Raw genomic sequence first — 13,725 nt, forward strand, 5'->3', positions numbered from 1 at the left:
CCGACCAGTCTCTAACTGACGCACCCTGTCCAACTGTGGGAGCGAGCCTGCTCGCGAAAGCGGTCTGACAGACAACCATTCTCTAACTGAACACACTCCATCCAATGTGGGAGCTGGCTTGCCAGCAATGGCGGCCTGACAGCCGACCAATCTCTAACTGACGCACCCGGTCCAACTTTAGAAGCGAGCCTGCTCGCGAAAACGGTCTGACATCCAACCAATCTCTAACCGAACACACTCCATCAAATGTGGGAGCTGGCTTGCCAGCGATGGCGGCCTGATAGCCGACCAATCTCTAACTGACGCACCCTGTCCAACTGTAGAAGCGAGCCTGCTCGCGAAAACGGTCTGACATCCAACCAATCTCTAACTGGACACACTCCATCCAATGTGGGAGCTGGCTTGCCAGCGATGGCGGCCTGATACCCGACCAATCTCTAACTGACGCACCCGGTCCAACTGTGGGAGCGAGCCTGCTCGCGAAAGCGGTCTGACAGACAACATAAATGAACAGGGCAATTTCCAGCTTTTTCTGTCAGTAAACGCGATCCTGCGAGCGCGTTTAAACCACACAAAGCGTTACGCCATGAGGCCTACAAGATCTTGCGTCGTTACCTACGCGTACGCCAGAATCCGCCGGCTTACGTGGCTATAGGCCGGGCTATATCGTTTCCCCGTCACTGCAAATCAGTGATCGGGTTTGGTAGCCCGTCTGTAATAGCTGTGTGGCAACACCGTACACCGTCTCTTTTTTGGGGATCGGTTTTATGGTGGTCATGCGTGGGGCTCACTCGTGAGCGCCGGGTTCCTATTGCAGCCGGTCTACCAACCCGCGTATGGCCACCACCCACTCGTTTGGTAGCGAGAGTGATGGCTCCTTAAACTGCGATAGGAGTTTCATCCATGTTCAAAATCACACCAAACCCACCAGCCACTGATCCAATCCCCCACGACCCAGCGCTTAGCCCGCAAAAGATCAAAGAAGCAACCGACCGCGCCCTCGACTACTACCTCAAGCCCGACGACCTCGCGGCTCAGCCAACCTCGCCCAAGTTTCGCCCCGTCTTTCTCGTCGACCCCACCCTGGATGACGAAACCCTGCTCGTCGAGGCCTGCGAGTCGCTGTCTTACGCCCATGCCATGGCCGGTAACATCGCCCACTCGATCGGCGGCCCGGAGCGCAAACCGCTGCTGGCGCTGCAACAGGTGATCATGCTCAACGAACTGTTGGTCAATCGACTGCTGGATAAGCTGAAGTTGCCTCAGTAATTTCGCTGGCTGTTATGGCCTCGTCGCGAGCAGGCTCACTCCTACAAGGGATTGTCGTTGGACACAAATCTGTGATCCCACTACGTTCCAAAGTGGGAGCGAGCCTGTTCGCGAAAACGGTCTGACATCCAACCAATCTCTAACTGAACACACTCCATCCAATGTGGGAGCTGGCTTGCCAGCGATGGCGGCCTGATAGCCGACCAATCTCTAAGTGACGCACCCTGTCCAATTGTGGGAGCGAGCCTGCTCGCGAAAGCGATCTGACAGACAACATAAATGAACAGGGCAATTTCCAGCTTTTTCTGTCAGTAAACGCAATCCTGCAAGCACGTTTAAATCACACAACCCGTTACGCCATCGGGCCTACAACTCCTTGCGCCGTTACCTACGCGTACGCCAGAATCCGCCTGCTTACGCGGCTATGAGGTGGGTTGTATCGTTTCCCTGTCACTGGAAAACAGTGATCGGGTTTGGTAGCCCGCTTCGAAACCGTATGGTGTCACCGTACGCAGTCCCTTTTTTGGGGCTCAGATTTTTATGGTGGACATGCGTGGGGCTCATTCGTGAGCGCCGGGTTTCCCGTTTCGACCGGTCTACCAACCCACGTATGGCCACCACCCACTCGTTTGGTAGCGAGGGTGATGGCTCCTAATATTCGAAACTGGAGTTACACCTATGTTCAAAATCACACCAAACCCACCAGCCACAGACCCAATCCCCCACGACCCAGCGCTTAGCCCACAAAAGATCAAAGAAGCAACCGACCGCGCCCTCGACTACTACCTCAAACCCGAAGACCTGGCGGCTCCGCCAACCTCGCCCAAGTTTCGCCCCGTCTTTCTCGTCGACCCCACCCTGGATGACGAAACCCTGCTCGTCGAAGCCTGCGAGTCGCTGTCTTACGCCCATGCCATGGCCGGTAACATCGCCCACTCAATCGGCGGCCCGGAGCGCAAACCGCTACTGGCGCTGCAACAGGTGATCATGCTCAACGAACTGTTGGTCAATCGACTGCTGGATAAGCTGAAGTTGCCTCAGTAATTTCGCTGGCTGTTATGGCCTCATCGCGAGCAGGCTCACTCCTACAAGGGATTGTCGTTGGACACAAATCTGTGATCCCACTACGTTCCAAAGTGGGAGCGAGCCTGCTCGCGAAAGCGCTCTGCCAAGCACTATCACTTTCAGACAAGCAACAAAAAACCCGGAAGCTTTCGCCGTCCGGGCTTTGAAGATCAAAAGATCGCAGCCTTCGGCAGCTCCTACATTGGAATGCATGTTCCTGTAGGAGCTGCCGCAGGCTGCGATCTTTTGCTGTTAGCGGTTAAACCGCTCCACCAACGAGTACTGCGTATTGGCAGTCTTGGTCAGCTCTTCGCTCAGCAGCGCCGAGTTGTGCGCCTGTTCCGAAGTCTGGTCTGCCAGTTCCGAAATGTTGCTGATGTTGCGGCTGATTTCTTCGGCCACAGCACTTTGCTCTTCGGTCGCGGCGGCGATCTGGGTGGTCATGTCGGTGATGTTGGCCACCGCTTCGCTGATACCGACCAGCGCCTGGTCCGCTTCCAGCACCCGCGCGACACCTTCTTCGGCCTGGCGATGCCCGGCTTCCATGGTTTGCACAGCGCTCGAAGCAGTCTGCTGCAGCTTGGCGATCAGGGCATGGATCTGCCCGGTGGATTCGCTGGTGCGTTGCGCCAGTTGACGAACTTCATCCGCTACCACGGCAAAACCGCGACCCATCTCGCCGGCACGGGCCGCTTCGATGGCGGCGTTGAGCGCGAGCAGGTTGGTCTGGTCGGCGATGCCTTTGATCACATCGACAACGCCACCGATTTCGTCGCTGTCTTTCGCCAGTTGGGTGACGGTCAGGCCGGTTTCACCCACAACAACCGACAAGCGCTGAATGGCTTCGCGGGTTTCGCCGGCGATGTCGCGTCCGCGACCGGTCAGGCGATTGGCTTCCTGCGTGGCGTCGGCGGTGCGCTGTACGTGGCTGGCCACTTCTTGCGTGGTCGCGGCCATCTGGTTGACGGCGGTGGCGACTTGTTCGGTTTCCACGCGCTGACGTTCCAGGCCGGTCGAGCTGCTGTGTGCCAGAGCATCGGACTGCCTGGCTTGATCGGTCAGGTGCTCGGCAGTGTCCTGCAGACGGGTCAGACAGGTTTTGAGACGGGCTTCCTGACTGAGGATCGACATTTCCAGACGTGCTTGCGCGCCACGGCTGTCGGTGTACATCTGCGCGATCAGCGGGTCGGAGGTGGTCTGCTCGGCCAGACGCAACAGGCGCTTGAGGCCGCGTTGCTGCCATTGCAGGCCCATCAGGCCCAGTGGCACCGACAGAGCGGCCGCCAGGGCAAAGCCCCACTGTGAAGTCAGCGTGGCACCGATCATGAAGCTCAGTTGGCTGACCAGAATGAACGGCAGCCAGTCCTGCAGCACCGGCAGCCATTTATCGCTGGAAGGAATCGCCGACTTGCCCTGATTGATGCGTTGGTAAAGCGCTTCGGCGCGGCGGATCTGTTCGGCGGTGGGTTTGATCCGCACCGACTCGTAACCGATCACCTGATTGCCGTCGAACACCGGTGTTACATAGGCGTTAACCCAGTAATGGTCACCGCTCTTGCAGCGATTCTTGACGATGCCCATCCATGGCAAGCCTTGTTTCAGTGTGCCCCACATGTGCGAAAACACCGCAGCCGGGACGTCGGGGTGACGAACCAGGTTGTGCGGCGCACGGATCAGTTCCTCACGCGAAAACCCGCTGATCTCGACGAAAGCGTCGTTGCAGTAGGTGATCATGCCCTTGGCGTCGGTTGTGGAAATCAACCGTTGCTGAGCCGGGAAGGTCCGTTCGCGTTGTGTAATGGGCTGGTTGTTACGCATGTTTTTCAATCCGCAAGGCTTTGAAAGGTTGTCGGCGCTGTCAGGAAATTATTGAATTTTTCTTTCAGTAATCAGCACGGCGTCGCAAAACGCGGCTTGCATCAACCGGCAAGCATCGGATAGGTGAACAAGCCAAAATGCAGCACATTCAGCCCGAAGTGTGTGGCGATCGCCGCCCCGAGTCCGCCGAAACGGTAGGCCAGACCATAGCCGACACCTGCCAGGCCCGCCAGTAATACCCAAGTCCAGCCAGCGCCGACATGCGCCAGTGCGAACAGTGAAGACGCCAGCAGCAGGGCAAGGCTTTCTCCGTACGGCAGATGCTTGAAGCGCCGGCTCAAGCCACCTTGTATATAGCCGCGGAACAACGCTTCCTCGACCAGCGTCACCAGCAGCAAGTTGTTCAGCACCCACAACCACGCCTGATCCGGCCATTTCGGCGCCCAGGCGATAACGCCAAGCAACACCGCACCACCGAGTGCGAGGACCGCGCTTAACGTCAGGCCCAGGGCGGTGGCATACACCGTCAGGCGCAACGAGCGCCGCGCGACAATCCACGGGCAGACCAGTAACAGCCAGAAGCCGACCAGTGGTTTGTCCTGATTCAGGTACATCGAAAAGCGCGCAGCGTTATCAGTGAAACGCTGCGGATCAATAGCGCGACCGTTGTAAAAACCCGGCAACCAATGCATCGCCAACGCCAAGGTCATCACAATGAACAGGCCGTGGCCGAGATAGCGTGCGAACGGCACTTCTTGCTGGCGTACCGCGTACCCGGCAAACAGCAGCAGGCCAACGGAAATCAGTACCAGCCAGCCGAGTTGGCCGTAGCTGAGCGCCATTCCGTAGCCGAGGCTGAGCAGCGCCAGATAAAGCCAAGGCAAAGCCTTCATCGAAAGTCCCTGTAAAAATGGGTGGAAGGGCTTTCTACACGGGTGGGCGGCGGGGGACAAGTAAACGTGAGGCGGGAAATCGGTACAACACCAATATCGGTGGCTAAACACAAATCCCAATGTGGGAGCGAGCAGGCTCGCTCCCACAGGGGATGTTTATTCCATCAGGACTTGGCTGAAGGTTCAGCGCAGGTTGAGTTTCGCCGCAGCACGCGCGGTAATTTCCGTGCGCAGTTTCAACGATGGCGCCGCACGCAACCGGGCCTCGTCGACGATTACACTCGGCGCTGAATCCGGCGAGCCCGAGTTAAATGGCGGCGCCGGAGCATACTCAAGCTGCAGTTGCACCAACTGCGCCGTGTCGGCATCAACCAGTTCAGCCGCCAGCACCAAGGCAAAATCAATCCCGGCCGTAATCCCGCCGCCAGTAAACAGATTGCCGTCACGCACCACTCGATCCTTCACGGCAATCGCCCCCAGCGTCGGCAGCAAATCGTGATAAGCCCAGTGTGTCGTCGCGCGTTTGCCTCGCAGCAGACCTGTCGCACCGAGCACCAGCGAGCCGGTGCACACCGAGGTCACGTAACGCGCTTGCGCGGCCTGGCGTTTGATGAAGGACAGCGTCTGCTCATCCTCCATCAACGGCCCGGCGCCAGCGCCACCGGGCACACAGATCACATCCAGATCCGGACAGTCCTCGAATGTGGTGGTCGGTTTCAGCAGCAGACCGGTGCTGGCGGTGATCGGCATCAGGTCTTTCCAGATCAGGTGCACCTTCACGTCAGGCAACGAGGCGAGCACGTCATATGGGCCGGTCAGGTCGAGTTGCTGTACCTGCGGAAACAACAGAAAGCCGATCTGCAACGTCATGGTGTTTTTCTCCATTAGGGGGGTGGACGGCTTCACTGTAGGCGCGTACGTTCTGGCGCATACGCCAATCACCCCACGAATTACGCCAAATGCCCAAAGCCATTCACGTACTCGCGTTTGCCAACATGCAGATCCTCGACGTCACCGGCCCGTTGCAAGTGTTTGCCTCAGCCAATGACCTTTGCCGTCAACGCGGCCTGCCTGTTCCATATGCGCCGACGGTCATTGCCAGCGAGGGCGGGGCGGTGATGTCGTCGGCGGGGCTGGCGGTGCTCGCCGAACCGCTGCCGTTGGAGGCCAGCGACACGCTGATCATCGCCGGTGGCTGGGGCATTTATCCGGCGGCGGAGGATGGGCCGCTGGTGGATTGGGTGCGCAAACACGCGGCGAAATGCCGGCGCGTGGCTTCGGTGTGTACCGGCGCGTTTCTGTTGGCGGCCAGCGGCTGGCTCGATGGTCGGCGCGTCGTCACTCACTGGACGCGTTGCGAGCAACTGGCGCAGCAGCATCCGAAGTTGCAGGTCGAGGCCAATCCGATCTTCATCAACGACGGCCCGGTCTGGACCTCGGCGGGTGTTACCGCCGGCATCGATCTGGCTCTGGCGATGGTCGAGGAAGACCTTGGCAGCGATATTGCGCTGGACGTCGCCCGACATCTGGTGGTGTTTCTCAAGCGCCCGGGCGGGCAGTCACAGTTCAGCGTGACCTTGTCGCTGCAAAACCAGGGCAATCGTTTTGATGACCTGCACGCATGGATTGCCGAAAACCTCACCTGCGACCTCGGTGTGCCGACCCTGGCCGAACAGGCCGGCATGAGCGAACGCAGCTTCGTCCGCCATTACCGCGCCGACACCGGCCAGACCCCGGCGCGTGCGATCGAACTGATCCGCGTCGAGACGGCTCGGCGTTTGCTCAGCGATACCGGGCTCCCTGTAAAACGCATCGCGGCAAATTGCGGGTTTGGCAGTGAGGAGACCTTGCGTCGTAGTTTCCTGCGGGCGATTGGGGTGACGCCGCAGGCGTATCGGGAGCGGTTTTCGGTTAACGCTGCAACAATCAGCACTGAAGTGGTCGCGCGACGCTGAACCTGCGGCGAGGGAGCGAGCTTCCTCGTCGCGAATCATTCAGGCCTCAACTTCCGCCACCTGATTAAAATACTTCGTCCGATCCGGCGTGAACGTCACCACCATTTTCGTCCGCGAACACGTCAGCGAACGCTCCTCAGCCAAATCGATATCCAGATCCTCCCCACGCAAGCCTTGCCACTGCGCGAGGTATTTCAGTGAGCCGTATTTTTCGTTTTTCTTCAGGCTGCGACTCACCCCGCCTTTCCAGCCGAGGACGGGCAGTTCGTTGGCGATGCAGCGTTGGGCGAGGTCGGGGAAGCGGGCGGCGCGCTGGCGGCCGATTTCCCAGCATTTGATCAGGCCTTTGTCGGCGGCTTCCCAGAGCTGGGTGCGGCTCAGGCCGGTGCGCAGGGCGCTGTCGATGTTGCGCTGGACGTGCTGGGACATTCTGCTTCCTTGAATTCGGGTTTTGTTGGACAGCTCCGCTGTGCCCGTTGCGGTGGATGGTAGGGGCGGATGTAACAGCTGGCAACAAGGTATTTCGGGGTGTAAGTGCGAGTGGCGGGGGAGGCAGGGGGTCAACAATTGTTACGAGTTTGTAGTCCCTCGCTGGAGGGACTGGGGTTTGCTGCTTCAGGCGCAGGCTTGGGTCCTACAGCGAAGGTTTTTTCAGGGAAGTTTCCGACAGACTCCGACGACTTTTACGGTTGCCATTCACTCTTTTCCCCACTCAAACGTCGATCGAGAAAACTCGCCGCACTGATCAATGCCAGATGTGTCAGCGCTTGCGGCGTATTGCCCAGATGTCGTCCATGGCTGTCGAATTCCTCGGCGTACAGTCCCAGTGGGTTGGCATATCGCAGCAGTTGTTCGAATTCCAGATGGGCCTTTTCCACCTGGCCGGCGCGGGCCAGGCATTCGACGTACCAGAACGAACACGCGGCGAATGCGCCTTCGGTGCCGGCCAGGCCATCAATGCCCGCCTCTTCGTTGCGATAGCGATAAACCATGCCGTCGCGCACCAAACTCTTTTCGATGGCCTCAAGGGTCGATAACCACCGTGGGTCCTTGGCGCTGACGAAGCGCACCAGCGGCATCAAAAGCATTGAGCCATCGAGTGCGGTGCCGCCCTTGTACTGGACGAAATGCCCGCGCTCTTCATCCCAGAAGTTGTCCCAGATGTCGGCGTAGATCGCCTGACGGGTCTGGTCCCATTGGGCAAACGGCGCTGGCAATGAACGTTTCGAGGCGAGGCGAATCGCTCGGTCCAGCGCCACCCAGCACATCAGCCGTGAGTGCAAAAAGTGATGCTGCTCACCGCGCATTTCCCAAATGCCTACATCCTTGGTCTGCCATGTCTCACACACCTGATCGACAACTTCGCGCACATGTTTCCAGCCTTCGTGGGAAATGGCGTCGCCGTACTTGTTGACCAGATACACCGCGTCCATCAATTCGCCGAAGATATCCAGCTGAATCTGGTCATACGCGCCGTTGCCGATGCGCACCGGTTTCGCGCCGCCGTGCCCCGACAGATGCGCAAGCTCGGTTTCCGGCAGTTCCTGGCGGCCGTCGATGGCATACAGAATGTTCAGTTTCATCGGCTGGCAGTTGCAATCGCTGACCCGTCCGCGCAGCCAGCGCATGTAGGCATTGGCTTCGCTGACGAACCCCAGTCGCATGAACGCATAAACGGTAAACGAGGCGTCGCGGATCCAGGTGTAGCGGTAATCCCAGTTGCGTTCACCGCCTGGGGTTTCCGGCAGGCCGAAAGTGGCGGCCGCGAGGATCGCGCCGTGTTTGCGTGAGGTCAGCAGCTTGAGCGCAAGCGCCGAGCGGTTGACCATTTCGCGCCAGCGTCCGCGGTAAGTCGACTGGCCGATCCAGTCACGCCAGAACTTCAGCGTGCGCTCCATGCAGAAATCGCCGGCGCCCTCGACGAAACGCGGGTCGTCGGTCGCGCCGAGCATGAAAGCGGCGGTCTGGTTCTGTGTCAGCGTGAAGTGGGCGACGGCTGCATTTGCGTCAACCTGCATCGGCCGATCCGACGCCAGACGCAGTGTCGGTTGGCCGGATGCGCTGAACAGCACGTCCTTCTGGTCGGCCTGCCCGCGCGTGTCGGCGCGGGCGTAGTCGTGGCGTACGGCGCAGCGCATATGGAACGTCGCTTCGCCGCTGACCACGCGCACTCGGCGCATCAGCAGCGGCAGGTCATCTTCGCTGTCGCCCACTGGCAGCATGTCGGTAATTTCCACCACGGCAAATTCGCTGAGCCAGCGGGTTTGCAGAACGTTGGTGTCCGGCAGGTAAATCTGCTCACGTCGCGCATCGGGCAAGTCCGGCGCAAGCTGGAAAATCCCCGCGTCGGGTGTGCCCAGCAACGAACAGAAAATCGACGGACTGTCGAACTCCGGCCAGCAGAAAAAATCCACGCTGCCCTTGTCGTTGACCAGCGCTGCACTGCGCATGTCGCCGATGATGCCGTGGGCGTCGATCGGGCTTTGTTGTTCTTGATGATGCTCAGCCATTGCCGCGAAACTCCGGATAGAGGCTCATGCCGCCGTCGATAAACAGGCTGGTGCCGACGATGTAATCGGCGGCGTCGGAGGCGAGGAAAACCACGGCGTTGGCGACGTCATCGACGTCGCCGATACGCCCATAGGGAATCAGCTCAAGCAGCTTTTCACCCGCTGCACCTTCGGTGGCTTCTTCATTGATAGCCGTACGAATCGCCCCCGGCGCGATGCCGTTGATGCGAATGCGCTGATGGCTGACTTCCTGAGCCAGAGTCTGCATCAACTGATCAACACCACCTTTGGACGCGGCGTAATTGACGTGCCCGGCCCACGGAATGCGTTGGTGCACAGAGCTCATGTGAATGATCTTGCCGGCGGCGCGGGACACGCCTTCGCGAACGCCCTGACGATTGAAAATCCGCAGTGCAGCGCGGGCGCAGAGGAACTGGCCGGTGAGGTTGACACCAATCACCGCGTTCCAGTCATCCAGCGTCATGTCCACCGCTGCGGCGTCTTTTTGCAGTCCGGAATTGGCCACCAGGATGTCCAGTGAGCCAAAGGTTTCGAGGGTTTCGGCGAACAGCCGCTCGACCTCGTCTTCCTTCGACACGTCCGCGCCAATCGCGATGGCCTGGCCACCGTCGGCGATGATTTGCCGGGCGAGGGCTTCGGCGGGTTCGGCCTGACGGTTGTAGTTGATGACCACCGCTGCACCCGCAGCGGCCAGTGCTTTGGCGGCAGCGTGGCCGATGCCGGAGCTGGCGCCGGTAATGAGTGCGACCTGGCGGCCGAGGGAGATCTGCATGCGAATTTTCGCCTTGAGTGAGGATCTATTTAGCTGACCGACGGCCAGCCTTGAGAGTTCAGCCAGAAGATCAAAAGATCGCCGCGTGCCGCAGCTCCTACAGGTGAATGTGATCATCTGTAGGAGCTGGCGAAGGCTGCGATCCTTTGATCTTTAGGGTCTTCACACTCCACCAACAATTCCGCGCTTCCCCGTCACCTGACCCTATGGCAACTTGGCGGCCCTTGATAAGGCTGCAGTCCATGGCAAACCCCTACCGCGAATTATTCAATGCCCCCGGCGCCCGCAATTTTGTGTTGGCGGGGATGATAGCGCGCATGCCGATTTCCATGACCGGCATCGGCGTGATCACCATGCTTTCGCAGTTGTACGGCGGGTACGCGTTGGCCGGTGCGGTGGCGGCGACGTTTGCCCTGGCCACGGCGTTCTGCGCGCCGCAGGTGTCACGGCTGGTCGATCGGTTTGGCCAGGGCAAAGTCCTGCCGGTTTCGGCATTGATCGGTGGCGGGGCGCTGCTGATGTTGCTGCTGTGCACACGGCTGCAGGCACCGACCTGGACGCTGTTCATTTTCGCCGCGCTGGCCGGGTGCATGCCGAGCATGTCGGCAATGGTGCGGGCGCGCTGGACCGAAATCTATCGCGGCCAGCCGCAATTGCAGACCGCTTATGCCCTCGAATCGGTACTCGACGAAGTCTGTTTCATCGTCGGCCCACCTTTGTCGGTCGGCCTCTGCGTGGCGGTGTTTCCCGAGGCTGGACCGTTGGCGGCACTGTTGGCGCTGGCGATTGGTGTCACGGCATTCGTCGCTCAGCGCAGCACCGAGCCACCGGTGCATCCGCACGCGTGCGACCATCAAGGTTCGATCATTGGTTCAACGGACATTCAATTGCTGCTGGCGCTGATGATTGCCATGGGCATCATCGTCGGAGTGATTGATGTGGTCAGCGTCGCCTTCGCGCAACAGCAGGGCCAGCCGGCGGCGGCGAGCATTGTGCTGTCGGTGTATGCGATCGGCTCGTGCCTGGCCGGTATCGCCTTCGGTGCGATGCGTTCGAAATTGCCGTTGTCGCAGCTGTTTCTTTACGGCGGCGTGGCGACGGCGGTGACGACCTTGCCGCTGTTGTTGGCGAGCAATATTTTTGGCTTGTCGGTCGCGGTGTTTATCGCCGGGCTGTTCTTTGCGCCGACGCTGATTGTGGCGATGGCGCTGGTCGAGCGCATCGTGCCGCCGGCCAAACTCACTGAAGGCCTGACGTGGCTGGTGACCGGTTTGAGTATCGGCGTGGCGGTGGGCGCCGCCGGGTCGGGTTGGCTAGTGGATGCCTACGGCGCTCGGAGTGGATTCTGGCTGGCGATTGCGGCGGGAGCGGTGGTGCTAGGCTCGGCGATACAGAGTTACCGGCACCTGAAATAAATACATCTGTAGGCGCTGCGGCACGCAGCGCCTACAGGAGTCTGGGTTACCAGCCCCGTCCCGAGTTCACCCAGAAATTCACCGACAACGACGTCGATACCGATTCCACCTGATGGAACCAGCCCTCCGGCAGAAACAACAGATCCCCATCCTCCAGCGTCACGCGCAAGAACGTAACATCCCGCGCCGACGGGAAGCGTTCATAGTCCGGCGCATCCGGATTGAAATCGCAGCCATCGAGCCCACCCTCGGGCGCAGTCGACCAGGTGCCCAGCGCTTCGCGATGATGCGGCGCGGCGAGGGTGAATGTCTTCTGCCCCCAGACCTGCGCAAACAGATTGTCGGTGTCATCGCGATGCAGTGGCGTCAGCCTACCTTTGGGGCCGATCCAGATACGCGGCGGGATGAACAGCGAGGCATCGAAGTAGGCCGGGTACTGAATCTGCGGCATCAATGCGGCCGGCAGGATGTTGTTACCCATGTAGGCGGGTGGTTCGCCTTCCTCACCTTTGGCCGCCGGGCTGTCCAGCGAGGCGATGAAATCGGCCATCGATGTGGAACGAAAATCCCGCTCGGTGGAAAAGGTTTTTTTCACGTAATCGCCATGGCGAGTGATGCCTTGCAGTTCGGCGAAATGCACCAGCGACTCTTCCCGGCTCAACTTGAACAACGGCCAGTCGTGCAGGGCATTGCTGATCACTACAGGAATGCCGTGGGGCAAGTAACGCTTCTAGAACTCGGCCACCGACAGCTCGCTGCGCGGACGACGCTCGATCTCGTGTTGAGTCGGCAGGCCAGCGGTGAGTTGTTCACTGAAGCGCGGCGGGGTCGGGTAACGCTTGTTCATGTCGACCTTTTGCACTACCGCACCGCCGTGGCGGGCGTGGTCGATGATCTGTGGCAGCAGCGTCGCCAGGCCCATGTTGCCGCCAATCTTCAAGCGACCGCTGGCGAAGAGTTCTTCGTCGACTAATTTGCCAGCGCCGTGATCCGTTTCTCTCTACAGACGAATTTTTTGAGGGACGCGTGGTGACCAAGCTGACTTTGCTGTGCCTGCCGTATTCAGGCGCCAGCGCGATGGTCTACAGCCGCTGGCGGCCGAAGTTGCCGCAATGGCTGCAACTGCAACCAGTGGAGCTGCCGGGGCGCGGCGCCCGGTTCGATGAACCGCTGCAAACCGACATGCGCACGCTGGCGATGCAACTGGCCAAGGAATTGCGCCCGACACTCAAGACCCCGTACGCGCTGTTCGGCCATAGCCTCGGCGCGTTGATGGCGTGCGAAATCGCCCACGCGTTGCGCGCGCTGGGGTGTTCGGACCCGGTGGCGTTGTTTGCCTCAGGCACCGCGGCGCCGACGATGCGCGCCGATTACGATCGCGGTTTTGCCGAGCCGAAAACCGACGCCGAGTTGATTGATCAATTGCGCACGCTCAACGGTACGAGCGAGGAAGTGCTGGCCAATGAAGAGCTCATGAGCCTGACGCTGCCGATCCTGCGCGCCGACTTTCTGCTGTGCGGCAAATTCGAGCCGGCCCAGAGACCCTTGCTCAACTGCCCGGTGCACGTGCTGGGCGGCAAATCTGACAAGGCCACCACCGAGCAGTTGATCGGCTGGAGCAAGGAAACCTCTGGCAGTTTCTCGGTGGACATGCTTGCAGGCGGGCATTTTTTCATTCATGAACACGAAGCCAAAGTGCTGAAAGTCATCAAGGATCAGCTCGAAGTTCATCACCGCCGGCACTCAATGCTCGCCACTGCCTGAGCACCAGGAATTTCATGTGGGAGCGAACCTGCTCGCGAAAGGGCGTTTCAGTCGACATCAACGTCGCCTGACGTGCCGCTTTCGCGAGCAGGCTCGCTCCCACAATGTTTCCTGCCTGTCAGAAAAACCCCGCCAGTCTCCCGCCTGATAGTTCTTCTCATTCGCTAATTTTTCCGGTGTGCATTCGTTTTATAGGGACGACGTGCCTTTGTGCTGCCTGCCTACTGATCCGGATGACAAGAA

General features: G+C 59.8%; 11 protein-coding genes and 1 pseudogene. 5 read left to right on the plus strand and 7 right to left on the minus strand.

Going from position 1 to position 13,725, the window contains the following annotated elements; translation table 11 throughout:
- The first annotated feature begins 903 nt into the window (after positions 1-903).
- Positions 904-1,269 (plus strand): DUF6124 family protein, encoded by a 366-nt coding sequence (locus tag H8B20_RS03870; protein ID WP_115147612.1) that lies wholly within the window; start codon positions 904-906, stop codon positions 1,267-1,269.
- 678 nt (positions 1,270-1,947) lie between these two features.
- On the plus strand, positions 1,948-2,313 hold the full coding sequence (locus tag H8B20_RS03875) for a DUF6124 family protein (protein WP_042558548.1): 366 nt from the start codon (positions 1,948-1,950) through the stop codon (positions 2,311-2,313).
- Between the two features lie 273 nt (positions 2,314-2,586).
- On the opposite strand, the gene H8B20_RS03880 is transcribed toward H8B20_RS03875, so the two are convergent.
- The 3 genes from H8B20_RS03880 to inhA all read right to left on the minus strand — a co-directional run bounded on the left by H8B20_RS03880 (position 2,587) and on the right by inhA (position 5,915).
- Positions 2,587-4,152, minus strand: a complete 1,566-nt coding sequence (locus H8B20_RS03880) for a methyl-accepting chemotaxis protein (protein ID WP_210622389.1) — start codon at positions 4,150-4,152, stop codon at positions 2,587-2,589.
- Between the two features lie 101 nt (positions 4,153-4,253).
- A complete protein-coding gene (locus tag H8B20_RS03885) occupies positions 4,254-5,045 on the minus strand; it encodes a CPBP family intramembrane glutamic endopeptidase (RefSeq protein WP_210622390.1) in 792 nt (263 codons plus the stop codon).
- Between the two features lie 183 nt (positions 5,046-5,228).
- On the minus strand, positions 5,229-5,915 hold the full coding sequence (gene inhA / locus H8B20_RS03890) for an isonitrile hydratase (RefSeq protein ID WP_210622391.1): 687 nt from the start codon (positions 5,913-5,915) through the stop codon (positions 5,229-5,231).
- Positions 5,916-6,004: 89 nt separating this feature from the next.
- On the opposite strand from inhA, the gene H8B20_RS03895 reads away from it, so the two are divergent.
- Positions 6,005-7,000 (plus strand): GlxA family transcriptional regulator, encoded by a 996-nt coding sequence (locus H8B20_RS03895; protein ID WP_210622392.1) that lies wholly within the window; start codon positions 6,005-6,007, stop codon positions 6,998-7,000.
- Between the two features lie 39 nt (positions 7,001-7,039).
- On the opposite strand, the gene H8B20_RS03900 is transcribed toward H8B20_RS03895, so the two are convergent.
- The 3 genes from H8B20_RS03900 to H8B20_RS03910 all read right to left on the minus strand — a co-directional run bounded on the left by H8B20_RS03900 (position 7,040) and on the right by H8B20_RS03910 (position 10,303).
- Complete coding sequence (locus H8B20_RS03900; RefSeq protein ID WP_047300416.1) at positions 7,040-7,429, minus strand: hypothetical protein; 390 nt, start codon at positions 7,427-7,429, stop codon at positions 7,040-7,042.
- 254 nt (positions 7,430-7,683) lie between these two features.
- On the minus strand, positions 7,684-9,510 hold the full coding sequence (locus H8B20_RS03905; protein WP_210622393.1) for a glycoside hydrolase family 15 protein: 1,827 nt from the start codon (positions 9,508-9,510) through the stop codon (positions 7,684-7,686).
- Entirely contained in the window at positions 9,503-10,303 is an 801-nt protein-coding gene (locus H8B20_RS03910) for a glucose 1-dehydrogenase (RefSeq protein ID WP_210622394.1), read from the minus strand. Before H8B20_RS03910 ends, H8B20_RS03905 begins: the two co-directional genes overlap by 8 nt.
- Positions 10,304-10,545: 242 nt before the next feature.
- Between H8B20_RS03910 and H8B20_RS03915 the strand changes: the two genes are divergently transcribed.
- Positions 10,546-11,718 carry an MFS transporter gene (locus H8B20_RS03915; RefSeq protein WP_210622395.1) on the plus strand — a complete coding sequence of 391 codons (1,173 nt, stop codon included), beginning with the start codon at positions 10,546-10,548 and terminating at the stop codon, positions 11,716-11,718.
- Between the two features lie 46 nt (positions 11,719-11,764).
- Here the strand turns inward: H8B20_RS03915 and H8B20_RS03920 are convergent.
- A pseudogene (locus H8B20_RS03920) lies at positions 11,765-12,682 on the minus strand (cupin-like domain-containing protein); the annotation flags it as partial.
- A gap of 62 nt (positions 12,683-12,744) precedes the next feature.
- Here H8B20_RS03920 and H8B20_RS03925 point away from each other — a divergent pair.
- Entirely contained in the window at positions 12,745-13,482 is a 738-nt protein-coding gene (locus tag H8B20_RS03925) for a thioesterase II family protein (RefSeq protein ID WP_210622396.1), read from the plus strand.
- Positions 13,483-13,725: the final 243 nt, after the last annotated feature.

Source organism: Pseudomonas sp. P42, assembly GCF_017973755.1.
Lineage (GTDB): Bacteria > Pseudomonadota > Gammaproteobacteria > Pseudomonadales > Pseudomonadaceae > Aquipseudomonas > Aquipseudomonas iridis.

Bases quoted from the DNA above. Each gene is read 5' to 3' on its own strand.
- H8B20_RS03915 (WP_210622395.1), top strand. From the start codon at position 10,546: ATGGCAAACCCCTACCGCGAATTATTCAATGCCCCCGGCGCCCGCAAT.
- H8B20_RS03880 (WP_210622389.1), bottom strand. From the start codon at position 4,152: ATGCGTAACAACCAGCCCATTACACAACGCGAACGGACCTTCCCGGCT.
- H8B20_RS03870 (WP_115147612.1), top strand. From the start codon at position 904: ATGTTCAAAATCACACCAAACCCACCAGCCACTGATCCAATCCCCCAC.
- H8B20_RS03885 (WP_210622390.1), bottom strand. From the start codon at position 5,045: ATGAAGGCTTTGCCTTGGCTTTATCTGGCGCTGCTCAGCCTCGGCTAC.
- inhA (WP_210622391.1), bottom strand. From the start codon at position 5,915: ATGACGTTGCAGATCGGCTTTCTGTTGTTTCCGCAGGTACAGCAACTC.
- H8B20_RS03905 (WP_210622393.1), bottom strand. From the start codon at position 9,510: ATGGCTGAGCATCATCAAGAACAACAAAGCCCGATCGACGCCCACGGC.
- H8B20_RS03910 (WP_210622394.1), bottom strand. From the start codon at position 10,303: ATGCAGATCTCCCTCGGCCGCCAGGTCGCACTCATTACCGGCGCCAGC.
- H8B20_RS03875 (WP_042558548.1), top strand. From the start codon at position 1,948: ATGTTCAAAATCACACCAAACCCACCAGCCACAGACCCAATCCCCCAC.
- H8B20_RS03895 (WP_210622392.1), top strand. From the start codon at position 6,005: ATGCCCAAAGCCATTCACGTACTCGCGTTTGCCAACATGCAGATCCTC.
- H8B20_RS03900 (WP_047300416.1), bottom strand. From the start codon at position 7,429: ATGTCCCAGCACGTCCAGCGCAACATCGACAGCGCCCTGCGCACCGGC.